The 21,861-nt window shown below is 64.4% G+C and carries 19 protein-coding genes and 1 pseudogene; 11 read left to right on the plus strand and 9 right to left on the minus strand.

The genetic code is table 11. The annotated features are described in order from the left end of the window. Positions 1 to 60 precede the first annotated feature (60 nt). The 3 genes from hemF (at position 61) to BLT09_RS26070 (ending at position 1,915) form a co-directional block, all read left to right on the plus strand. Positions 61 to 975 carry an oxygen-dependent coproporphyrinogen oxidase gene (gene hemF / locus BLT09_RS26060; protein WP_091598456.1) on the plus strand — a complete coding sequence of 305 codons (915 nt, stop codon included), beginning with the start codon at positions 61 to 63 and terminating at the stop codon, positions 973 to 975. A 246-nt stretch (positions 976 to 1,221) separates the two neighbouring features. Further along, positions 1,222 to 1,482 carry a DUF1344 domain-containing protein gene (locus BLT09_RS26065; RefSeq protein WP_023799944.1) on the plus strand — a complete coding sequence of 87 codons (261 nt, stop codon included), beginning with the start codon at positions 1,222 to 1,224 and terminating at the stop codon, positions 1,480 to 1,482. A gap of 247 nt (positions 1,483 to 1,729) precedes the next feature. Then, on the plus strand, positions 1,730 to 1,915 hold the full coding sequence (locus tag BLT09_RS26070) for a DUF1059 domain-containing protein (RefSeq protein ID WP_023799945.1): 186 nt from the start codon (positions 1,730 to 1,732) through the stop codon (positions 1,913 to 1,915). A gap of 151 nt (positions 1,916 to 2,066) precedes the next feature. On the opposite strand, the gene BLT09_RS26075 is transcribed toward BLT09_RS26070, so the two are convergent. From BLT09_RS26075 to BLT09_RS26085, 3 genes are all read right to left on the minus strand, one after another. Continuing rightward, entirely contained in the window at positions 2,067 to 3,335 is a 1,269-nt protein-coding gene (locus tag BLT09_RS26075; RefSeq protein ID WP_091598459.1) for a CCA tRNA nucleotidyltransferase, read from the minus strand. Further along, complete coding sequence (locus tag BLT09_RS26080) at positions 3,332 to 3,964, minus strand: CoA pyrophosphatase (protein ID WP_091598462.1); 633 nt, start codon at positions 3,962 to 3,964, stop codon at positions 3,332 to 3,334. The genes BLT09_RS26075 and BLT09_RS26080 overlap by 4 nt, the downstream gene beginning before the upstream one ends. Before the next feature lie 76 nt (positions 3,965 to 4,040). Then, entirely contained in the window at positions 4,041 to 4,670 is a 630-nt protein-coding gene (locus BLT09_RS26085) for a DUF1285 domain-containing protein (protein ID WP_091598465.1), read from the minus strand. Positions 4,671 to 4,816: 146 nt separating this feature from the next. Here BLT09_RS26085 and BLT09_RS26090 point away from each other — a divergent pair, with 146 nt between their 5' ends. The 4 genes from BLT09_RS26090 to BLT09_RS26105 are packed head-to-tail and all read left to right on the plus strand — an operon-like array spanning position 4,817 to position 11,648. Next, positions 4,817 to 5,821: an AAA family ATPase gene (locus tag BLT09_RS26090; protein WP_023799949.1), complete on the plus strand. Its 1,005-nt coding sequence runs from the start codon at positions 4,817 to 4,819 to the stop codon at positions 5,819 to 5,821. Next, complete coding sequence (locus BLT09_RS26095; protein ID WP_091598468.1) at positions 5,821 to 6,735, plus strand: DUF58 domain-containing protein; 915 nt, start codon at positions 5,821 to 5,823, stop codon at positions 6,733 to 6,735. The genes BLT09_RS26090 and BLT09_RS26095 overlap by 1 nt, the downstream gene beginning before the upstream one ends. Beyond that, a complete protein-coding gene (locus tag BLT09_RS26100) occupies positions 6,732 to 9,557 on the plus strand; it encodes a DUF4159 domain-containing protein (RefSeq protein WP_091598471.1) in 2,826 nt (941 codons plus the stop codon). Before BLT09_RS26095 ends, BLT09_RS26100 begins: the two co-directional genes overlap by 4 nt. A 3-nt stretch (positions 9,558 to 9,560) precedes the next feature. Then, positions 9,561 to 11,648, plus strand: a complete 2,088-nt coding sequence (locus tag BLT09_RS26105) for a membrane protein (RefSeq protein ID WP_023799952.1) — start codon at positions 9,561 to 9,563, stop codon at positions 11,646 to 11,648. Between the two features lie 199 nt (positions 11,649 to 11,847). On the opposite strand, the pseudogene clpS (BLT09_RS26110) reads toward BLT09_RS26105, so the two are convergent. The 6 genes and pseudogenes from clpS (BLT09_RS26110) to BLT09_RS26135 form a co-directional block, all read right to left on the minus strand. After that, positions 11,848 to 11,964, minus strand: a pseudogene (clpS, locus tag BLT09_RS26110) (ATP-dependent Clp protease adaptor ClpS); the annotation flags it as partial. 3 nt (positions 11,965 to 11,967) lie between these two features. Beyond that, entirely contained in the window at positions 11,968 to 12,615 is a 648-nt protein-coding gene (locus BLT09_RS26115; RefSeq protein WP_091598534.1) for a VOC family protein, read from the minus strand. A gap of 196 nt (positions 12,616 to 12,811) precedes the next feature. Further along, positions 12,812 to 13,117 (minus strand): ATP-dependent Clp protease adapter ClpS, encoded by a 306-nt coding sequence (gene clpS / locus BLT09_RS26120; RefSeq protein WP_027151022.1) that lies wholly within the window; start codon positions 13,115 to 13,117, stop codon positions 12,812 to 12,814. 192 nt (positions 13,118 to 13,309) lie between these two features. Then, positions 13,310 to 14,491 (minus strand): choline ABC transporter ATP-binding protein, encoded by a 1,182-nt coding sequence (choV, locus tag BLT09_RS26125; protein WP_091598474.1) that lies wholly within the window; start codon positions 14,489 to 14,491, stop codon positions 13,310 to 13,312. Next, positions 14,488 to 15,342, minus strand: a complete 855-nt coding sequence (choW, locus tag BLT09_RS26130; RefSeq protein WP_023799956.1) for a choline ABC transporter permease subunit — start codon at positions 15,340 to 15,342, stop codon at positions 14,488 to 14,490. The genes choV and choW overlap by 4 nt, the downstream gene beginning before the upstream one ends. Before the next feature lie 161 nt (positions 15,343 to 15,503). Then, complete coding sequence (locus BLT09_RS26135) at positions 15,504 to 16,451, minus strand: choline ABC transporter substrate-binding protein (protein ID WP_023799957.1); 948 nt, start codon at positions 16,449 to 16,451, stop codon at positions 15,504 to 15,506. A gap of 236 nt (positions 16,452 to 16,687) precedes the next feature. On the opposite strand from BLT09_RS26135, the gene BLT09_RS26140 reads away from it, so the two are divergent. The 4 genes from BLT09_RS26140 (at position 16,688) to BLT09_RS26155 (ending at position 21,720) form a co-directional block, all read left to right on the plus strand. Then, a complete protein-coding gene (locus BLT09_RS26140; RefSeq protein ID WP_091598477.1) occupies positions 16,688 to 17,299 on the plus strand; it encodes a thymidine kinase in 612 nt (203 codons plus the stop codon). 222 nt (positions 17,300 to 17,521) lie between these two features. Continuing rightward, positions 17,522 to 18,610 carry a hypothetical protein gene (locus BLT09_RS26145; RefSeq protein WP_091598480.1) on the plus strand — a complete coding sequence of 363 codons (1,089 nt, stop codon included), beginning with the start codon at positions 17,522 to 17,524 and terminating at the stop codon, positions 18,608 to 18,610. A 29-nt stretch (positions 18,611 to 18,639) separates the two neighbouring features. Beyond that, positions 18,640 to 19,785, plus strand: coding sequence for a hypothetical protein (locus BLT09_RS26150; RefSeq protein ID WP_027151017.1), 1,146 nt, complete (start codon positions 18,640 to 18,642; stop codon positions 19,783 to 19,785). 24 nt (positions 19,786 to 19,809) lie between these two features. After that, complete coding sequence (locus tag BLT09_RS26155; protein WP_091598483.1) at positions 19,810 to 21,720, plus strand: AAA family ATPase; 1,911 nt, start codon at positions 19,810 to 19,812, stop codon at positions 21,718 to 21,720. The last annotated feature ends 141 nt before the right edge of the window (positions 21,721 to 21,861 follow it).

Consider the following 21,861-nt stretch of genomic DNA (forward strand, 5'->3'; position numbering starts at 1 on the left):
TCGCGGCCGGAAAAGACGAGTCATTTGTCGGGGTACGCTCCCCACAACCGGAGACAGCATTTGCAACGACCCGAAATACCGGCGGGGCTGCCGGCCGACATCGAGCAGAAGAAGATGAAGGCGCGGCTGTGGTTCGAGACGCTGCGCGAGCGCATCTGCGCCGCCTTCGAGCAGATCGAGCAGGACCTGCAGGGGCCGCAGGCCTCATGGTCGCCCGGCCGCTTCGAAAAGACGCCGTGGCAGCGCGACGCCGGCAAGGGCGGCGGCGGCACCATGTCGATGATGCGCGGCCGCGTCTTCGAGAAGGTCGGCGTCCACACCTCGACGGTCTATGGCGAGTTCTCGCCGGAGTTCAGGAAGCAGATGCCGGGCGCCGAGGAAGACCCGCGCTTCTGGGCGAGCGGCATTTCGCTGATCGCCCATCCGTGGAACCCCAACGTGCCGGCGGTGCACATGAACACGCGCATGGTCGTCACCTCGCGCCAATGGTTCGGCGGCGGCGCCGACCTGACGCCGGTGCTCGACCGTCGCCGCAGCCAGGAGGACCCGGACACGGTCGCCTTCCACCGCGCGATGCAATTTGCCTGCGAGAAGCACGCTGGCGTCGCCGACCACGCGAAATTCAAGGCCTGGTGCGACGAGTATTTCTATCTGCCGCACCGCAACGAACCGCGCGGCACCGGCGGCATCTTCTTCGACTGGCTGCATTCGGACGAGGACAGAGGCGGCTGGAACGCCGATTTCAACTTCGTCCAGGATGTCGGGCGCACTTTTCTCGTCGTCTACGGGCATCTGGTGCGGGCCAATTTCAACAACAACTGGACCGACGGCGACCGCGAAGAACAGCTCATTCGCCGCGGCCGCTATGTCGAATTCAACTTGCTTCACGATCGCGGCACCATCTTCGGGCTGAAGACCGGCGGCAACGTTGCCGCGATCCTGTCCAGCCTGCCGCCAGAGGTGAAATGGCCGTAAAATCTCGGTGAGTCGGACGTGAGTCGCAATCAGGCCCAAATCGCAGGATTCTGGCGGCGAATGTGGCGCGCAGAATATCTTTTTCGTCTAATATCCATTTGAAAAAGCAAGACTATTTTTCGTTACGGGCCGGGAAACGCCGGCGGTTCTCGCCTCCCTGGAACCGCGACCCGACGCGACTGGACGGCCCATGATTAAGTGGGGCACCTTCCCAAAATGGTGCCTTCATTTCCAGGAGAGCATGCCATGCGCAAGCTTATTATGTCGGTTGCGGCTGCTGCCGTTCTTGCCTCTGGTGGAGCTGCCTTCGCAGCGGTCAAGCACACCACGGGCACGATCAAAACTTACGATGGAACGGCGATGAGCCTTGTTCTGGATAACGGATCTACCTTTACGCTGCCCAAGGCCTTCAAAAATCCTGGCCTGAAGGCCGGCGAAAAGGTCCGCGTTTCGTGGGACATGAGCGGCAAGCACAAAATCGCCGAGGCAGTCAGGATCGTGAAGTGATGGCCTGCCCGCGGGAGCAAGACGAGGTCTTGCCTCCGGGGTAGCGTCAAGAGGGCGGAGCAGCGATGCTCCGCCTTTTTCGGTCTCTGCAGCAACCAAAACCATCCGATCGTGTTATGCTGGTTCGGCCAGCGCATGACCCGAAAACCGAACCGGTTTCCGACAGGGATCATGCGTCGATCAAAGGTGCTGGAGCTTCCGTGTCAGAGCAGATGCGGCGCTTCGAGGAGGAAAAGGGAGAAATCCGATGAAGGAATTCCACTGCGGCTCGCTGGTTCCGGGTTGTGACTGGCATACGCGCGCCGACGAAGAAGCCGAGATCATGCGGCGCGCCGTCGAGCATATGCGTGAGACGCATGGCGAGACGATCATTCGCGAGACGATGATCGAAGCGATCCGTTCGCGCATCGAAAAGGCTCGCGACGCGGCCTGATTTGCCTAAGAGACTGTTTCGAAATTCGCTCTGGCGAGTCATATGGTGGTGGCTTCGAGAACCGGAGCGCAGCGGACATTTGGGTCCGTGAGCACCGGAAGCGCAGAAAACGCCATCAGATGGCCGCCAGAGTAGAGTTTCCAAACGGTCTCTAACTTTCGAGTGCTTCTGCGGCGCGCTCGAGAAGTGCGCCGCGATCCAGCGCAAAGCCGGACTCGATCCACTCGTTTTCGAGGTTCTTCAGGGTTGCGCCGAGTTTCGGCCCGGGCGACGCGCCAAGCCTCGTCAGATCGGCGCCCTTGAGCGGAAAGCCGGGCTTTTTCCATTTTTCGGCAAAGGCCAGCAGCCGCGAGAAGCCGCCGGCTTCGAGCAGCGCGTCGTTGTCCTCGACGGCGCGGGCTCGAGCGGAAGCGAGCGACAGCCGCAAGCGATCGACAAGGCCCTGACGATTGCCGCGATAGAGCCGTTTTGCGAGTCCCGCTTCGGTCGTCTTCGGCCCGACGGGCGCTGTCAGCGCCCACTGCCTGAGGCGACCGGCGTCGCTGACGGAGAACCTCAACCGCTCGGCGAGCGTCTTCATCCGCGCTGCGTCCGGTGGCACGATCGCTTCCAGCCTGAGCAGCGGGTCCGGCGCCCAGCCGAGATCCTTCTCGGCCCTGGTCAGCGCATGGATCGCATCGATGCCCCATTTCTCGCTCTCCGGCAGAACGCTGGTGAGCACGCCCGCCTGGCGCATCCACAGCAAGGCACGCGATGGATCGGGGGCCGACAGCAGCTTCTTCAGTTCGGACCAGACGCGCTCGACCGAGAGTTGGCCAAGCCCCTCCTTGAGCCGGGCGCAAGCCTTCAGCCCTTCGGCATCCGGCCGGCCGTCGCCATACCAGGCGAAGAAGCGGAAAAAGCGCAGGATGCGCAGATAATCCTCGCGGATGCGCGCCTCCGGATCGCCGATGAAGCGCAGCCGGCGCGCCTCGATATCGGCAATGCCGCCGACCAGGTCGACGATCGTGCCGTCGGCCTCGGCATAGAGCGCGTTGATGGTGAAATCGCGCCGTTCCGCATCGGCTTTCCAGTCGCGTCCGAACGACACTTTTGCCCGCCGACCGTCGGTTTCGATGTCGGCGCGCAGCGTGGTCACCTCGAACGGCTTGCCGCCGGCGACAATCGTGACGGTGCCGTGCTCGATGCCGGTCGGCACGGCCTTGAAGCCTGCCGCCTCGGCGCGGCGGATGGTCTCGTCAGGCACGGTCGTGGTGGCGATATCGATGTCGGCAACCGGCTGGCCGATGAGCGCATTGCGCACCGCACCGCCGGCGACGCGCGCCTCCTCGCCGCCATCCGCGAGCGCCGCAAGCAGGCGCTGCAAATGCCGTTCCCCGAGCCAGTCGGCTTTGCCCGCGAGCGACTCCCGGCCGCTCACGTATAGAGCCTTTCATAGAGCGTGCGGATGATGCCCGCGGTGACGCCCCAGATGTGTTGTCCGTCATAGGGCATTTCGTAGAACACCCATTCGAGATCGTTCCACATGCGGCTGTCGCGGCCGTGGTTGGCCGGGTCCATCAGAAAGCGCAGCGGCACTTCGAAGGCGGCGTCGACCTCCTCGGAATTCAGCGTCAGCGAAAAGTCCGGCCGCACTATTCCCAGCACCGGGGCGATCCGGTAGCCGCTGCCGGAGACGTAATCGGGCATGCGGCCGATGATCTCGACCCGATCCTGACCAAGCCCGATCTCCTCGAATGTCTCGCGCAATGCCGCCGCCTCCGGGCTCGGGTCGGTAGGATCGATCGTGCCTCCGGGAAAGGCCACCTGCCCCGAATGGTTGCGCAGCTTTTCCGCCCGCTTGGTCAGCAGAAGCGTTGCGTCGCGCCCGTGATCGACCACCGGGATCAGCACGGCGGCATCGCGCAGCGCCTTTGCGAGCTTCAAACGCGGATGTCCCGGGTTGAAGCGATGGTCACCATAGTCGTCGGCGGCATGCGCCAGCGGCTGCGCCGCGACGCGGGCGCGAAAATCCTCGGCCGAAAACGGCGCCGGCGTCACTTGGTCCATCGCGTCACCTGGTCCATCATGCCCCGGTTCATTTGGCCCTGGTCCATTTGGCCCCGGTCCATTTGGCGTCGCCCTCTCATGCGCTCAGCCGCTGCAGCTTTTCCGCCGGCATGATCGGATAGACCGCACCCTTCGAGCGGACGGCAAACATCCTTCGGCCGCCGACCTCGATCTCCTCGCCATGCTCGACCAATTCATACATGACCGGCCGCGCCAGCAGCGCCTCAAGCCGCCCGCGCACCAGCACATAGGGTTTCAGGCCGCCGGTTGCCTCCTCGTCGACAAAGCGCAGCGGATGCTCCGGCCCGGCCTCGACCACATCGCCGACATTGGTACGAAAGGTGATGACCTGGCCATCGCCGGTGCCGCAAACGTCCATCTCGACGGCGATGAAGGGCGCGTCGACGACGCGGATGCCGACCCTTTCCACCGGCGTAACCAGGTAGGTCCTGCCGTCTTCGTCCTTGCGCAGCACGGAGGAAAACAGCTGCACCAGCGGCATGCGGCCGATCGGCGTGCCCTGGTAGAACCAGGTGCCGTCCTGTCTGATCTCCATGTCGAGATCGCCGCAAAAGGCCGGATTCCAACGATCCACCGGCGCCGGTCCTTTGCCCGCGCGGGCGGCACGCGAGATCAGCGCCTCCAGTCCGAGCGCCGCGGTCGCGGTCGTCAAACTTCCTTCACGATCTTCGGCGCGTTCTGTCATGGTCACGAAATAGTCACTGTTGTTCCGCTTGTCAGCCTAAGTCAGTGATTTAAGTTCAAAGACGGGCGCCACGCGAGGCCGAATCGCGGCACTCTGTGGCGTCGAAGCTGCAAGCCGGTATTTCCAACGAGAAGGATCGATGCTGCATGAGCGTGATGATCAAGGAAAGCCCGATCAGCGAAGAGGACATGATCGCCCTGGCCGAGACGGCGCTGGCCGACATTTCCAGGGTTCGCGAGGGCGTCGGCCGCGTCATCTTCGGCCAGGAAAGCGTCGTCGAACGCACGCTGGTGGCGCTGCTCGCAGGCGGCCATGCGCTGCTGGTCGGCGTGCCCGGCCTCGCCAAGACCAAGCTGGTCGAGACGCTGGGCATCGTGCTCGGCCTCGATTCCCGCCGCATCCAGTTCACGCCCGACCTGATGCCGTCCGATATTCTCGGCTCCGAGGTGATGGAGCAGGACGAATTCGGCAAGCGCTCGTTCCGCTTCATCTCCGGGCCGATCTTCGCGCAACTGCTGATGGCCGACGAGATCAACCGCGCCTCGCCGCGCACCCAGTCGGCGCTGCTGCAGGCGATGCAGGAATACCACGTCACCATTGCCGGTGTCCGCCATGACCTGCCGGCGCCCTTCCACGTGCTGGCGACGCAGAACCCGCTGGAGCAGGAGGGTACCTATCCGCTGCCCGAGGCGCAGCTTGACCGTTTCCTGATGCAAGTCGACATCCTCTATCCGGAAATCGAGGCGGAGCGCCGCATCCTCCTGGAAACCACCGGCATTGAGGACGCCAAGGCGCAGAACGTGTTGCAGCCGGCGCGGCTGAAGGAGATCCAGACCCTCATTCGCCGCATGCCGGTGCCGGAAAGCGTCGTCGAGGCGATCCTCCAACTGGTGCGCTCGGCGCGCCCCGGCCAGGGCAATGCCGAGACCGACAAGCACGTCGCCTGGGGCCCAGGCCCGCGCGCCAGCCAGTCGCTGACACTGTGCGCCCGCGCCCGCGCCCTTTATGACGGACGGCTGGCGCCGTCGATCGACGATATCAGAGCGCTGGCCGAGCCGGTGCTGCAGCACCGCATGGCGCTGACCTTTGCCGCCCGTGCCGAGGGCACAACCGTGCGCGACGTGGTGGCGAAACTGGCAAAAGGCATCTGATGGCGCGTATAGGCGAGGCCCAGGCTCCGGCGGCGACGCGTGACGCGCTCGCCCGCGGCCGGTTGCGGGCTTCGCTGGTGCCGGACCTGCTGGTCGAGGCGCGTCGCATCGTCAACACGGTGATCGCCGGCTGGCACGGCCGCCGCAAGCGCGGCATCGGCGAGAATTTCTGGCAGTTCCGGCCCTATGTCGAGGGCGACTCCTCGCGCATCGACTGGCGCCGCTCGGCCCGCGACGACCACATCTATGTGCGAGACCGCGAATGGGAGGCCGCCCATACGGTGTGGCTGTGGGCAGATCCCTCGCCTTCCATGCTCTACAAATCGACCGGCGCCACCGTCTCGAAGGAGTCCCGCGCGCTGGTGCTGGCGCTGGCCATGGCCGAGCTTCTGTCGCGCAGCGGCGAGCGCATCGCCTGGCCCGGGCTGACCGATCCGTTCACCGCCCGCAACGGCGCCGAGCGGATCGCAGCACAACTCAGCCATGCCGGCGAATTGCCGGCAAAGCCCGACCTGTCGGCCATCCGCCGCTTCTGCGACATCGTCATCGTCAGCGACTTCCTCGATCCGGTCGAGGACACCATCGCCTGGCTTGACGTGCTCGCCCGCCACGGCGTGCGTGCCCATCTGATCGAGGTCGCCGACCCGGCCGAGGAGAGATTCCCCTATGCCGGCCGCACCGAATTCACCGATCCCGAGACCGGCGACAAGCTGACCGCGGGCCGCGCCGAAATGCTGGGCGACGACTACCGACTGCTTTACATCGCCCGCCGCCAGGAACTGACCGACTGGTGCAAGCGCCTCGGCTGGAGCTTTACCGTCAACCACACCGACCGCCTCGCCTCCGATGCGCTGGTGCGTGTCCACATGGCGATGACCGTCGATGGCAGCTCAGCCGGGAGGATCCGCGCATGAGCTGGCTGCCGCTCTCCTTCGGGGCGCCGATGGTGCTGTGGGGCCTTCTGGCCCTGCCGGTGATCTGGTGGCTTTTGCGGTTCACCCCGCCCAAGCCGCAGACTGAGGTCTTCCCGCCGCTGAAGATCCTGGCCCGCGTGCTGAAGCGCGAGGAGACGCCGCAACAGAGCCCGTGGTGGCTGACGCTGCTCAGGCTGCTGATGGCGGCCCTTATCGTTGCGGCGCTGGCCGAACCTGTCTTCAACCCGCGTGAAAGACTGCCGGCCGAGGGCACCGCTCTTGCGCTAGTCATCGACAATGACTGGGCAAGTGCCGCCGACTGGGGCCAGCGCGTCGCCACTGCCGAACGGCTGATCACCGATGCCAGCTCCAACGACGTGCCTGTCATCATCGCCTTCACCGCCGAAAAACCGAATGCCGAGATCGGCCCGTTCGACGCCGCCACCGCGCTCGACCGGCTGCGCGCGGCAAAGCCGCGGCCGATCCCGACCGACCGCCCGGCCGTCTATGCCCGCGTCGCGACAACCCTGGAGAGCTTGCCGGGCGCCAGCGTCGCCGTGCTCGCCGACGGTCTGGCGGCGGAAGGCGACGAGGCCGCCTTCAACACGCTTCTGTCGAAGAACGCCGCCCGTGTCGTCTGGGCCGCCTCCGACCGGCCTGGCCTGATCGGCCTGACTGGCGCCGACAACCAGGTGGACGGCTTCGAGCTGACCGCCATCCGCGCGCCGGGCGATCCGGCGCCGGCTCAGGTGACCGCCGGCGCCTTCGACGACAAGGGCCGCCGCATCGCCGACGCCACGCTGACCTTCTCGCCGGGCGAATCCACCGCCACCGGCACGATGGCGGTGCCGTTCGAGCTGCGCAACGACTTCGCCTCGATCGCGCTCGACGGTCAGCGGCAGGCCGGCGCCGTCCGCGTGCTCGACGAGAGTTCCAAGCGCCGCCGCGTCGGACTGCTGTCGCAGGCCGAAGCCGACCAGGCGCAGCCGCTTCTGTCGCCGCTGTACTACATCCGCCGCGCGCTGCAGCCCTTCGCCGATCTGGCCGAGCCGTCGAGCGCCGACCTTGCCGACGCCATCCCGCAGCTCCTCGACCAGAAGCCGGCGATGATCGTCATGGCCGATGTCGGCACCATTCCGCAGCAGGTGCGGCAAAGGCTGGTCGACTGGGTCGACAATGGCGGCACGCTGGTGCGATTTGCCGGCTCGCGGCTGGTCGCCGCCGGCAATGACGACGACCTGCTGCCGGTCAGGCTGCGCACCGGCGAGCGCTCGCTCGGCGGCGCGCTGTCGTGGACGACGCCGCAGCCGGTCACCGATTTTCCGAAGACCGGCCCCTTCGCCGATCTCGCTCCGCCGGCCGAGGTCACCGTCACCAGGCAGGTGCTGGCCGAGCCGACGCCCGATATCGTCGAGCGCAGCTGGGCCACGCTTGCCGACGGCACGCCGCTGGTGACCGGTATGAAGAAGGGCAAAGGCACGCTCGTCCTGTTCCATGTCACGCCGGAGGCGACCTGGTCGAACCTGCCGATCTCCGGCAGCTTCGTCGAGATGCTGCGCCGCATCGTGCAACTGTCACGCAACCAGGGTGCGGCGGTCGCCAATGCCGAAGCCGCCGCCGCCTCGCTGGCGCCCTACCGCATGATATCAGCCGATGGCACGCTGGTGCCGCCGACGCCGGATGCACGGCCGCTGGTGCCGGGTGCCGGCCCGCTGCCGGTGACGTTCGAGAATCCGCCCGGCCTGTATGGCTCCGACACCGGCGTCATCGCTCACAATCTGCTCAATGCCGAAAGCCGCTTGGCGCCGCTGGTCCGTCCTCAGATCACCGTGCCGGTCACCACCGTCCAGTACGCTTTCGACGAATCGCACAATTTGAAGGGCCCGCTGGTGGCGGCAGCTCTCCTGCTGATGGTCCTTGATACGCTGGCGGTGTTCTGGATGGGCGGCCTGTTATCGCGCCGGCCGCGCCGCGCCGGCACGGCCGCCGCAACCACCGCCGCCCTGCTGATTACGCTCGGCGCCCTGGTCGGCCACACCGACATCGCCCGCGCCGACGATGCCAAACCCGGTGATGAGCGGGCGATCGAGGACATTTCGAAAACCCGGATCGGCTATGTGCAGACCGGCGACCGGAGCGTCGATTCGATCAGCCAGGCCGGGCTGGAGGGCCTGACCCGCTTCCTGATCGAGAAGACCGCGCTCGAGCCGGGGGCGCCGGCCAGCGTCGATATCTCGAAGGACCAGCTTGCCTTCTATCCGCTGATCTATTGGCCGATCGATCCTGCCGCGCCGATGCCGAGCCAGGCCGCGATCGCCCGCGTCGACGCCTACATGCAGCAGGGCGGCACGGTGCTGTTCGACACGCGCGACCAGTTCGCCACCGGCATCGGCGCGGAGCAGGCCAGCCCGGCGACAGAGCGGCTGCGCGACATCCTCGGCAACCTCAACGTGCCGGCGCTGGAGCCGGTGCCGTCGGACCATGTGCTGACCAAATCCTTTTACATCCTGCCTGAGTTTCCCGGACGCTTCGCCGGTGGCCCGCTGTGGGTCGCGGCGTCGCTCGAAGCCAGCAACACCGAGAACCGCCCGGTACGCACCGGCGACGGCGTCTCGCCGATCATGATCACCGCCAATGATTTCGCCGGCGCCTGGGCGGTCGACGAGAATGGCGACCCGCTTTTGCCGACCGTGCCGTCGGATCCGATGCAGCGCATTTATGCGCTGCGCGCCGGCGTCAACATCATGATGTACATGCTGACCGGCAACTACAAATCCGATCAGGTGCATGTGCCGGTGCTGCTCGAACGGCTGGGGCAGTAAGCCATGAACTTGTCGCTCGCCTTCGAACCGCTCATCTCCTGGCCGCTGCTCGGCCTGGTGCTGGCGCCGCTGTTGCTGCTGGCATTGGTCGGCCTGTGGTTCCGCCAGCGCGGCGCGGTCTTCCGTTTTGCCGCCCTGCTGGCGCTGACTGCGGCCCTGCTCAACCCGGTGTTGCTCGACGAAGAGCGCGAGGCGCTGAAAAGCGTCGTCGCCGTCGTCGTCGACCGCAGCCAGAGCCAGGACATTGGCGAGCGCACCAGGCAGACCGACGAGGCGCTGGCCGGGCTTCAGCAGCGCCTCGGCCGCTTCAAACAGTTCGATGTCCGCGTCGTCGAGGCCGGCAAGTCGGAAGCCGCCGAGGAGCGCACCGAAACGCGGCTTTTCGGGGCGCTTGAGAGCGCTTTCCGCGACGTGCCGCCTTCGCGCATCGGCGGCGCCATCATGATCACCGACGGCGAGGTGCATGACGCCCCAGGCGGAACGCCCGACTTCAACGCCCCGCTGCACGCTCTGATCACCGGCAACGACCAGGAAAAGGATCGCCGCATCCGCTTCGAGAATGCGCCGCGCTTCGGTCTGGTCGGCAAGCCGCTCGAAATGACCTATCGCGTCATCGGCACCAACAACGAGGCGGGCTCGGTCGATGTGCGCGTCTCGGTCAATGGCGAGCAGGTTTCGGTCGAGCGCGCCACCATCGGCCAGGCTATGCCGCTGCAGGTGACCATTCCCGGCGCCGGCCGCAACATCGTCGAGCTCGCCATCGATCCCGAGCCCGACGAACTCACCGACACCAACAACCGCGCCATCGCGCTGATCGACGGCATCCGCGAGAATTTGCGCGTGCTGCTGGTTTCCGGCGAACCGCATGCCGGCGAACGCACCTGGCGCAACCTTCTGAAATCCGATGCCTCGGTCGATCTGGTCCACTTCACCATTCTGCGGCCGCCGGAAAAGCAGGATGGCACGCCGATCAACGAATTGTCGCTGATCGCCTTCCCGACGCGCGAACTGTTCGTCGAGAAGATCAAGGATTTCGACCTGATCATCTTCGACCGCTACCAGCACCGCGACGTGCTGCCGGTCCTCTATTACGACTACATCGCCGAATATGTCGAAAAGGGCGGCGCGCTGCTGATCGCGGCAGGACCCGAATATGCCGGCGAAAGTTCCATCGCCCGCACGCCTTTGATGTCGGCGCTGCCGGCGATGCCGACCGGCGAAGTCGTCGAAAAGGCCTTTTATCCGCGCCTCACCGAGCTCGGCCAGCGCCATCCGGTGACGCGCGGGCTTGACGGCTCCGCCACCGAGCCGCCGCACTGGAGCCGCTGGTTCCGCACCATCGGCGTCGAGAACCCCGGGGGCGAGGCGGTGATGAAGGGCGCCGACAACCGTCCGCTGCTGCTGCTCGACCGCAAGGGTGAAGGCCGCGTCGGCATGTTTTTGTCCGACCAGGGCTGGTTGTGGGCGCGCGGCTTCGAGGGTGGCGGCCCGCATGTCCAGCTCTATCGCCGCATCGCCCACTGGCTGATGAAGGAGCCCGAACTCGAGGAGGAGCGGCTGACTGCCGACGGCCGCGGCATGATGCTGGAAATCCGCCGCCAGACGATGAGCGACGATCCCGGCCCGGCGCAGATCATCACCCCGTCCGGCAAGGCGATGACCGTCAAGCTCGAGAGAGCTGAACCCGGCGTTTTCCTGGGCAGCATCGAGACCAGCGAGATCGGCCTCTATCAGGTCGGCAATGGCGACCTGAAAGCGCTTGCCCATGTCGGCCCGGTCAACGCACCGGAATTCACCGACGTCGTCTCAACCGAGAACCGGCTGAGAGCCCCGGCCGAGGCCACCGGCGGCAGCGTGCGCCGGCTGGCGCAATCGTCGACCCTTGGCAATCTCGCCGGCGGCGTGACGCTGCCGTCGGTCGTCCCGGTCCGCTCCACGGGCGCGGCGGCCGGCAACGACTGGATCGGCCTGCGCACCACCGACGACAGCGTGCTGAAGGCCGTCTCGCGCGTGCCGCTGTTCGGCGGGTTCCTCGGCCTCGGCCTGCTGCTTCTGGCATTGGGCTCGATGTGGTACCGAGAGGGGCGTTAGCGACGCGCCTTTCCTTCTCCCCTTGTGGGAGAAGGTGGCCGAGCGAAGCTCGGTCGGATGAGGGGTGCTCCAGCTTGACGCAAACTCTCGTATACATCGGCAAAATCACCAACGCCTCATTCCGTCCAACACCCCTCAACCGTCTTGGCGCTGCGCGCCAATCCACCTTCTCCCACAGGGGGAGAAGGGAAAGCGGGCGCTACTCCTCCGGTTCCGTCGTGAACATCAGCGGATAGCCCTTGGCCTTGCCGGCATCGGTCGCCCGAGTCGCCTTGGCCTCGGCGACGTCCCTTGTGAAGACGGCGACGACGCAGACGGCTCACTCGCCCGGGCCAGCAAACAAAATGAGATTTCCGTCTGGATCCATAACAATGAAGTTTCTGGCACCCCAGGGTTCTTTCCTGAGGACTTGGTGAAAGGGCACCCCCGCGGCCTGAAAATTCAGAAAGAGCTGTTTAATCTCGTCTGCAGTATCGACTGTGATCCCGGCGGAGAGCAGGTGTTCACGTTGCCGTATATCGCCAACGAACACAGGTTCGCAAACCAACCTCAGCGCGAGCTGCGCATTGTCACGTGTCACCTGTCCGTAAAATGCCGGGTCGCCGTAAACAAAGTCGACTCCGAAGCCGAGCTTGGTGGTGAAGAATTCGAACGACGCATTGATGTCGGTGACGAACAACTGCGCTGAGGTTGAACTCAGAACGGGTGCAGGCACGGTCTGTTTTTTCTGATCTGTCATGGCTGGGGCTCCTGTCTTGAGCGCCTGCCATCCCTCGAACCCCAATTGACGCGCGATCAGTTCCTGCGCGTCGCTGAGCTTGAAATTTGCTGCCAGTACCTGATTGTCATCGAGATGCTGGAAGCGTGGCAACGCAGCTCTGATCTCGGCTGCGACCGGATAGTACCGTTCGCGGTGCCACCGCAAATATTGCTTGGCCTGCTTTTTGAGGTTTTCGAGATTCGGCATAGGCGCAACTGTGGTCACAGTATAGGCGGGCATTGCCCTTTCGACGTTACACCGATGCGCCCTACGCAGCGCTGCGAACCGTGCCTCGGCGATGAGCAGTTGTCAATCACCGCACTCCGTCCAGTACCCTCAACCGTCTTGGCGCTGCGCGCCAATCCACCTTCTCCCGCAGCAAGGGGAGGAGGGGAAGCCGGCGCTACTCCTCCGGTTCCGTCGTGAACATCAGCGGGTAGCCCTTGGCCTTGCCGGCATCGGTCGCCCGTGTCGCCTTGGTCTCGGCGACGTCCCTGGTGAAGACGGCGACGACGCAGACGCCGCGCTGGTGCGCGGTGATCATCACCCGCCGCGCCTGATCCTCGCTCAGCTTGAATTCGCCCTTGAGCACCGTCACCACGAACTCGCGCGGCGTGAAATCGTCATTGAGGAGGATGACCTTGTAGAGCTTCGGGCGTTCGATCTTCGGCCGCGTCTTGGTGCGGGGTTTTGTGACGATCTCAGGCATCGGAACCGGCAACTGTGCGCAAGAAATTCGCTTTTATTCTGACATGGACGAAAGCAATCGTCCATTTTGAACCGCCCGCAAACCGCCTTCCTGGCGGGGCGCCGCCGTTCACAAGTCCGTGCCTATATGGGACCGCCGCCAAGCCAGCGCAGACCGCGAAGAAACGATACGGACCGTTCCGTTTAGAAACAACTATCGCCGCAATACCGCGCTCAGCACGTCCCTGATGCCGATGGCGCCGACGAAGCGCGACTGGTCGTCGAACAGCGCCACCGGTGCGGTCTGCGAGCGGTGCATGGCCAGCATCACCGTCTTCAGCGAGGTGCCGGGATTGGCCCAGAATACCTGCGTCGTCTCCTCCGGCTGCGCCTCGACATCGGCGCACGACACCCAGAACGCCGGCTTGCCGTCGCGCTCGGCCGCTGCCACCAGCCCGCGCTCGTCGATCTTGAAACGCGTCGTCTTGCGGCGGTCGAGCCACACCCAGCCGTCCTCGCCGTGATCGAGGTCGCGGCGGTCGCGCATCACGTTCCAGGCGGTCAGCACCGAGAGCGGATTCACATTGGCGATGAAGTCGCGGACATAGTCATTGGCGGGGCGCAGCACGATGTCTTCCGGCGCGCCGGTCTGCACGATGCGCCCGCCTTCCATGATGGTGATGTGGCTGCCGATCTTCAGCGCCTCCTCGAGATCGTGGCTGACGAAGACGATGGTCTTCTTCAGCTCGGCCTGAAGCTGCAGCAATTCGTCCTGCAGCTTGGTCCGGATCAGCGGGTCGAGCGCCGAGAACGGCTCGTCCATCAGCAGGATCGGCGCTTCGGTGGCAAACGCGCGCGCCAGCCCGACGCGCTGCTGCATGCCGCCGGAAAGCTCGTGGGCGTATTTCGACGCCCACTGGTCGAGCCCGACGAGCTTCAACTGGCGCTCGACGCGCGCATTGCGCTCGGCTTCGGGCACGCCGGAAAGCTCGAGCCCGAAGCCGACATTTTCCGCGACGGTGCGCCAGGGCAGAAGGCCGAACTGCTGAAACACCATGGCGACCCGCGTCTGTCTGATGTGGCGCAGCGTGGCGGCGTCGCAGGCCGCGACATCGACCATGCGGTCGCCGTCCTTGACCATGACGTTGCCACGCGCCGGCACGTTGAGCAGGTTGACGGCGCGCAGCAGCGTCGATTTGCCGGAGCCGGAGAGGCCCATCAGGACGGAAATCTCGCCCTCGTTGACGGTCAAATTGGCACCGGCGCAGCCGAGCACGGCGCCGGTCTTCTCCAAAATTTCCTGACGCGTTGCGCCCCTGTCGACGAGCGCCAGCGCTTCCTTGCGCGCCGCGCCGAAGACGATGTCGACATTCTTGAAATCGACCGCAGCGCTCATTTGGCGGCTCCCGTGCCGATGCGGCTGATGCGGTCGAGGATGATGGCGAGCACGACGATGGCGAGGCCGGCTTCGAGCCCGAGCGGGATGTTGACCGAGTTCAGCGCGCGCACCACCGGCTTGCCGAGGCCGTTGGCGCCGATGAGCGCAGCGATCACGACCATGGAGAGACAGAGCATGATGCACTGCGTCAGGCCCGCCATGATGGTCGGCAGTGCCGCCGGCAGCTCGACTTTCCACAGCAGCTGGCGTTTTGTCGCGCCGAAGGCTTCGCCGGCCTCGATCATCGGTTTCGGCACCGAGGTGATGCCGAGATGCGTCAGGCGGATCGGCGCGGGAGCCGCGAAGATGACGGTGACGATGAGGCCGGGTGCGATGCCGAGGCCGAAGAGAATGAGCACCGGGATCAGGTAGACGAAGGTCGGCATGGTCTGCATCAGGTCTAGGACCGGCTGGAGATAGCGGTAGCCGCGCTCGTTATGCGCCGCCCAGATGCCGATCGGCACGCCGATGGCCATCGAGGCCGCAGCGGCGCCCACGACCAACACCAGTGTCTCGACGGTTTCCTGCCAGAGATCCTGGTTGACGATGAAGAGCAGGCCGAGCGCGACGGCAAGCGCCAGCTTCCATGATTTCTGCAGGTACCAGGCAAGCCCGGCTATGGCGGCGACCAGGAGGACCGGGGGGACGAGCAGCAAAAGATCGACGAGCCCGTCGAGAACGACGGTTAGCCCGTCGGCGATACTGTCGAAAAACCACTCGAAATTGGTGGTCAGAAAGTCGAAGAAGGTCTTGCCCCACCGCCCGATCGGGATCTTGAAGCTCGAAATCAGTTGCGAAACCGGATCCATGGCAAATGTCCCCTCATTCTTCTTCACCTCTCCCCTGACGGAGTGGGCCGAACCGCGCAGCCGAGCCGGGTGGGATGGTCACGGTTATGCTCCGTTCCGAACCATCCCAACCGCGGCGCGTGCCGCGCCGAACCTCCCCACACGGGGGAGGTGTAAGTTTGCTACGAACCCAGTGCGGTTTTCACCGCGGCCGCGGCGTCGCCGCCGTCGAAGGTCGTCACGCCGGCGAGCCATGGCGTCATCGCGTCCGGATTGGCCTTGAGCCATTCGGTGGCCGCGGCTTTCGGGTCGGCGCCGTCATTGAGGATCGCACCCATGATCTCGTTTTCCATCTTGAGCGAGAACACCATGTTCTTGAGCAGCGCGCCGACGTTCGGGCATTCGGTGGTGTAGCCGGCCCGGACATTGGTGGCGACGGTCGCGCCGCCGAAATTCGGGCCGAACACCTCGTCGCCACCCGACAGATAGGCCATCTTGATGTTGGCGTTCATCGGATGCGGCTCCCAGCCGAGGAAGACCACGTCTTCGCCCGATGCGGCCGCTTTCTGCACCGCCGACAGCATGCCGGCCTCGGAGCTTTCGACAAGCTCGAAATCCTTCAGGCCGAACTTGTCGGCGGCGATCATGTCGAGGATCAGGCGGTTGCCGTCATTGCCGGCTTCGATGCCGTAAATCTTGCCGTCGAGCTTGTCCTTGAATTTGGCGATATCGGCGAAATCCTTGAGACCGGCATCATAGGTGTGCTGTGGAACGGCGAGCGTATATTTCGCGCCTTCCAGGTTGGTCACGACCGTCTCGACCGACTTGTCTTCGAGATAGGGTTTTATGTCGGCTTCCATGGTCGGCATCCAATTGCCAAGGAAGACGTCGACGTCCTTGTTCTTCAGCGAGGTGTAGGTGACCGGAACCGACAGCACCTGCACGTCGGGCTCGTAGCCGAGCGCTTCGAGGATGACGCTGGCGGTAGCGGTGGTGGCGGTGATGTCGGTCCAGCCGACATCGGCAAAACGCACCGGCTTGCAGCTTTCCGGCTCGGCGGCGAGTGCACCGCTCGCCGAAAGAAATGCCGCCAGACCGAAGCCGGCGGCGAGTAGTTTCATACGCGACATCTGTATTCTCCCATTGTGATCTGTCGGCGAAGCGAAATTGCGGTTTTGTCTCCGCCTTGTTTCGTCAGCCAAACACCATTCTGGTGCGGTTTCAAGCGATAAGACAATCGCGATCAACGGCGCGGGCTGGCCGACCAGCGACAGATTCGCCGCTTTTCCGGTGGCCAGGCGCTTTTCCGGTGGAACGTCGGGACGCCCCCTCCCCGCGTTGGGACAACTCGGCTTAAAAGGGCGGCATGGCCAAGCTGTACTTCCACTATGCGACGATGAATGCCGGCAAGACGACGATGCTGCTGCAGGCCTCCTACAATTACCGCGAGCGCGGCATGACGACGATGCTGTTCGTCGCCGGCCACTACCGCAAGGGCGACACCGGGCTGATCTCGTCGCGCATCGGCCTGGAGACTGAGGCTGAGATGTTCCGCGACGGCGACGACCCGTTCGCCAGGGTCGCCGAGCATCACGACCACACGACCGTGCATTGCGTCTTCGTCGACGAGGCGCAGTTCCTCGAAGAGGAGCAGGCGTGGCAGCTTGCCCGCATCGCCGACCGGCTGGACATCCCGGTGATGTGCTACGGCCTGCGCACGGATTTCCAGGGCAAGCTGTTTTCCGGCTCGCGCGCGCTCCTGGCGATAGCAGACGATCTGCGCGAGGTGCGCACCATCTGCCGCTGCGGCCGCAAGGCGACGATGGTCGTGCGCCTCGGCGCGGACGGCAAGGCGGCGAGACAGGGCGAACAGGTGGCGATCGGCAAGGATGTTTATGTCTCGCTCTGCCGCCGCCATTGGGAAGAGGAAATGGGCCGCGCCGCGCCCGACGATTTCATCGGCTTCACCAAGGCCTGAGCAGCGCCGTCGGCGACGCTGCCGATCTCCCCCCTTGCGGGCCCTTGCGGGGGAGATCGGGTGCGGCTTCGGCTTTTCGCCAATCACCAGCGGTGGAAGGCAGGCCGATGGGGTCGGGTTTTGTTTGAGATATCGCGGCATCTTCCGCCTTTCCTTCCCCCCTTGCCATACATATATTCGCGGCGTTCGCGACACGAACAATTGCCGAAGCGGGAGGCTCCTATGGCGACATTGCAGAATTTCGATGCCGAAATTGCCAAGACCAATCAGGTCGTGCAGGACATGCGCACCAAGATCGAGCAGTCCGGCGCCGTGCTCGACACGCTTGCCAAGACCGACAGGAAGATCGGCGACGCCAATTTCGACCTCGAGAACGCCCGCATCGAGGATGTGCTGAAGCAGCAGAAGGTGATGGAAGGCAACATCGCCGACCTGATCATCGGGCTGGAGGACGCCACCAACGTCTTCGGCGCCGAATTCGAGAGCATGAAGAACTACACCGGCTGGGAAAGCTTCGTCGGCATATTTTCCGACCAGAGCAAGCAACGCATGCGCACCGACCGCGTCCGCAACATGTCGCTGGCCGGCAATCTGCAGGAGCTTCTGGCGAAATCCGACACCATCGTCGGCATCCTCAAGGCGCAGAAGCAGATCCTCGACCAGCGTTATAAGACCTCCGAGGCCAGCCTGTCGCAGGTGATCGAGCGCCGCAAGGCAACCATGTCGAATCTCGAGATCGTGCAAAAGCGCATCGAGGAGCTCAATCCGATGCTGCTCGACATCGAGAACAAGATCGCCGCCTCGACCAGCCAGAAGGAGCGCACCGAGCTTGAGGGCGAGCGTTCGAAACTGGCAACCGAGTACAACGAGAAGCAGGCCAAGGAGCAGGAACTGCTGGCCGAAAGCCAGACCCTGGAGCGCTACACCTCGATGTTCCAGACCTTCGTCGATTCGCTCAACAACCAGATCGCGGCGCAGTCGACGCTGATCAACAAGCTGACCATCGATACCGAGCAGCGCATCGTGCTCTACAAGGCCCTGGAAGATTCGCTGAAGACCGCCGCCCAGCAGGACGTCGCTCACAAGATTAATACGCTGGGCAGCCAGGTCGACAACACCGCCGAGGAAACCATGGCCGGCATCGGCGCGGCCTCGCAGAAGCACATTGGCGATCTCCTCGAAATGCACGAGAAGAACATGGTGGCGACCGCCGACATCCAGCGCCGCAAGAAGCTGGCCGACGATGCCTTTGCCCGCCGCTTCGACGACGTGCTGAAAAAGCACAATGCGGCAAACTACGTGCAGTCGTAATTGCTGCATATCTCCCAAGGGCTGGCTGCATGACCCCCGAAAACGAAGCGGCAACGCGGTATTTCTCGGCGATCACCGCGGCACTCAGCGGCCTCGAAGTGTTCATGCGCGACGATCGCTCGCCGCTCTACCGGCACGGCATCGTCGCCAAGATCGTCGCCGAATACATAGCGCGGCTCGACAACTCGTTTTCCTGCTGGCGCAACCGGCTGGGCTTCATGGAGACATTCCGCATCTCGCGCGCCGAAAGCGGTTTTCCGGTCTTCCAGAACGTGCTCGAACTTGAAAACGACCGCCGCCAGGCCGATACGCGTCTCGCCAACATACCGCTGGCCGACGAGTTGCGCGAGGAAATGGCCGACTTCATCCTGCGCCACAAGGAATTCCCCGAGGCGCTGCAGAAGTCGATGGCCGAGCGGCTTTATCTGGAAGGCGTCAGGAGCGAGACGACCTTCGGGCCGTTCACCTTGGCGCAGACGGCAAAAGTCTCGGTCAATCCGAAGACCAGGCGGCCTTACTACCTCGCCCATTGGGCGGCCTTCGACGGCAGCGCCAACCTGCCGCTGGTCTACATGGTGACGGTCGAGGATTCCTCCGAAGAGATGATCGGGCAGCTTGTCGACCGCAATGGCAAGCTCAACGAAAAGGTCGACATTCCGCTTCCGGTTGAAGGACTGCTCAATCCCGAGCTTGCCCACCGCTTCGACGACTTCACCGAGAAGAACTCCGCCTATACGCTGTCGCCGGCTACGATCGCGGTCAACCTCGACAAGGATTTCGAGCAACTCCACCCCAAGCAGCTGCGCCGCGTCGTGCTCGGGCCTTTCTATTCGGCCGGGATCACCGACAACAATTCGACGGTGACCGACATTCTGGACAAGGTGCGCAAGCCGGAAAACGCCTGGCTGCTGACCTGGACCATCCAGGAGGTTTATTCGAAATCCGAAAAGCCAGGTCGCAAGGGGTTGTTTTCGAGCGAGAAGGCGACGCAGGAATTCTTCATCGACACCGACGATCTGGAGGCGGCGCGACAAGGCGTGTCGAGCTACGAGAAGCACGCGCTGATCCCGCATGAGGCCTATCAGGCGCTCTACGCCGCCGGCGAGGCGCAGAAGATCTTTTCCGGCTACAAGGTCCACATCCTGTCCAAAGGACAGGTCATCAGTGACGTCTGACAGTCAAACCGCGGAGCATCCTTCATGGACACCGGCCTGACCACGATTTCGGAAGCGGCAATCGAAAAGCACCGCGCCACCGCGCAGAGCTTCATCACCCGCATCGTCGTGCTGGAGGACCCGTCGCGGGAATCCGGAACCGCGCTTGCCGGCACCAACCGCCGCTTCGTCTCGACCGTCTCGGTCGGCTCGGTGCGCCGCACGCGCGAGGTCGAGCTTTCCAAGACCGTCGCCGCCGTCCATCCCGACGACCAGCTGCTGAGCATTGCACAGCACATGCTGCTTTATCGCACCCGGCGCGGGCTGGCGATCGCGCTGGCCATCGCCGATGTCTTCGCCGAAGGCTCAGATCTCGAGAGCCTGAAGGCGAAAAACGCCCGCGCGCCGCTCGAAGGCGACGAGGCCGCCGCCTTCAAGAAGCTGCTGTCGGCCTCGGCCTATATTTCGGCCTTCAGCCTCGCCTCCTATCTGTTCCAGCTGATCGACAGCGACGGCGAGGCGCCGAACGACACGCCCGAGCCGGACTTTTTGTTCGACACGCCGCAGGACGCGGTGAAATCGATCGTGGCCGGCCTTGACAGGGCGATAGCAGGCGCGAAGGACGACGCCGATCTGATGACCCGGGCGCGCGCATTCGCCCGTGTCGTCATCGACGGGCTTTTGGCGCGAAAGGGCCGCTTCGACGGCATTGGTCCGTTTGAGAATGCGCATATCCGCATCGACGTCGACGACTTCACCCTCGACGGCTTCGACGTCGCGCCGGGCAAGCGGTCGAAGCCGCTGGTAATGACCTTCAAGAAGCCGGAAGAGGTCGTCGGCAACCACATCGCCAAATACCAGTCGGTCAAGCTCGCCAAGATGCTGATGGCATACGACTTCGAGCGCGAGCTGAACCCGTTCGTCGAGCTCGGCGGCTTCCTGTTCACCTTCATCGGCGACGGCGCGCCCGGCACCGGCAAGACGACGCTGATCCAGATGATCGCCGGTCTCGTCAACGGCTACTGCCAGGTCGCCGGCTATCCCTTCGCCTACGAGAATTTCGGTGTCGACCAGATCTCCTCCTACCAGGGCAAGTCGGGCCAGAACTGCCGCCAGTTCATCAACAATGTGCTGAACTCGCGCGTCATCGGCTTCGGCACCATCGACGACATCGACCAGGTGGCGGCCCGCCGCTCCGACGATCGCGCCTCGGCCGGCCAGCAGGAAATCACCGGCGTCCTGATGGACGCATTCGGGGGTGCGGCCACGGTGGTGCGCGGCAACTGCTCCTTCGGCATGTTCTCCAACTATCCCGAAAACGTCGACGACGCGCTGCGCCAGCGCGCCGGCGCCCGCTGGCTGGTCAATGGGCCCCAAACGCGCGACGACTATATCGACATCTTCGTGCTGCTCGCCGGCAAGAACCACAAGATCCCGCTCGGCGACCACAAGCTCTATGCCGCCCAAGAAATCCAGCGCGCGGTGATGGAGGCCTATGAAGAGCACGAGAAGCCCAGGGAAGACGGGCTGATGAAGGTCTATGAGCGCTACATGAAGGAGAACGGCGCGCCGAAGTCGATGGCCGACATCGGCACCTATCTGCACATGATCAAGGAGGCCGAGCCGCGCTTCACCGGCCGCGCCATCAAGAATGTCACCGATGCGATCAAGATGCGCGCCATGGACCTCGAGTTGCCGGACGAATGGTTCGAGAAGCCTGAAGTCTTCATGCACAAGAGCTACGACGACAAGAAGGCGATGATCGAGGAACTGCGCGGCCCGTTCTCGATGGACATGGTCATGCAGGAGGTCAACCGCTACGCCGACTCGGAGTTCCGCTATTCCGACAAGTCAGACGACGCCGCAGTGACCAAGATGATCCGCGACACCCGCCTGCGCGACCGCGCGGTCCGCGAGATCGAGGAGCTGAAGAAGAAGGGCCTGTGGAATGCGTGAGACGCGCCGACGCTCCCTTCTCCCCTTGTGGGAGAAGGTGTCGCCGAAGGCGACGGATGAGGGGTGCTCCAGCTTGGCGCCGATGGCGCTCCGTCCAGCACCCCTCATCCGTCTCGGCGCTGCGCGCCGATCCACCTTCTC

The organism is Mesorhizobium muleiense, from assembly GCF_900099905.1.
In the GTDB taxonomy this organism is placed as follows: domain Bacteria; phylum Pseudomonadota; class Alphaproteobacteria; order Rhizobiales; family Rhizobiaceae; genus Mesorhizobium; species Mesorhizobium muleiense.

Coding starts and splice junctions, on each gene's coding strand:
- choV (WP_091598474.1), bottom strand. CDS start 14,491: ATGAGCGCTGCGGTCGATTTCAAGAATGTCGACATCGTCTTCGGCGCG.
- BLT09_RS26095 (WP_091598468.1), top strand. CDS start 5,821: ATGGCGCGTATAGGCGAGGCCCAGGCTCCGGCGGCGACGCGTGACGCG.
- BLT09_RS26065 (WP_023799944.1), top strand. CDS start 1,222: ATGCGCAAGCTTATTATGTCGGTTGCGGCTGCTGCCGTTCTTGCCTCT.
- BLT09_RS26135 (WP_023799957.1), bottom strand. CDS start 16,451: ATGTCGCGTATGAAACTACTCGCCGCCGGCTTCGGTCTGGCGGCATTT.
- choW (WP_023799956.1), bottom strand. CDS start 15,342: ATGGATCCGGTTTCGCAACTGATTTCGAGCTTCAAGATCCCGATCGGG.
- BLT09_RS26155 (WP_091598483.1), top strand. CDS start 19,810: ATGGACACCGGCCTGACCACGATTTCGGAAGCGGCAATCGAAAAGCAC.
- BLT09_RS26100 (WP_091598471.1), top strand. CDS start 6,732: ATGAGCTGGCTGCCGCTCTCCTTCGGGGCGCCGATGGTGCTGTGGGGC.
- BLT09_RS26140 (WP_091598477.1), top strand. CDS start 16,688: ATGGCCAAGCTGTACTTCCACTATGCGACGATGAATGCCGGCAAGACG.
- BLT09_RS26090 (WP_023799949.1), top strand. CDS start 4,817: ATGAGCGTGATGATCAAGGAAAGCCCGATCAGCGAAGAGGACATGATC.
- BLT09_RS26080 (WP_091598462.1), bottom strand. CDS start 3,964: ATGGACCAAGTGACGCCGGCGCCGTTTTCGGCCGAGGATTTTCGCGCC.
- BLT09_RS26115 (WP_091598534.1), bottom strand. CDS start 12,615: ATGCCGAATCTCGAAAACCTCAAAAAGCAGGCCAAGCAATATTTGCGG.
- BLT09_RS26145 (WP_091598480.1), top strand. CDS start 17,522: ATGGCGACATTGCAGAATTTCGATGCCGAAATTGCCAAGACCAATCAG.
- BLT09_RS26150 (WP_027151017.1), top strand. CDS start 18,640: ATGACCCCCGAAAACGAAGCGGCAACGCGGTATTTCTCGGCGATCACC.
- BLT09_RS26105 (WP_023799952.1), top strand. CDS start 9,561: ATGAACTTGTCGCTCGCCTTCGAACCGCTCATCTCCTGGCCGCTGCTC.
- BLT09_RS26070 (WP_023799945.1), top strand. CDS start 1,730: ATGAAGGAATTCCACTGCGGCTCGCTGGTTCCGGGTTGTGACTGGCAT.
- clpS (WP_027151022.1), bottom strand. CDS start 13,117: ATGCCTGAGATCGTCACAAAACCCCGCACCAAGACGCGGCCGAAGATC.
- BLT09_RS26085 (WP_091598465.1), bottom strand. CDS start 4,670: ATGACAGAACGCGCCGAAGATCGTGAAGGAAGTTTGACGACCGCGACC.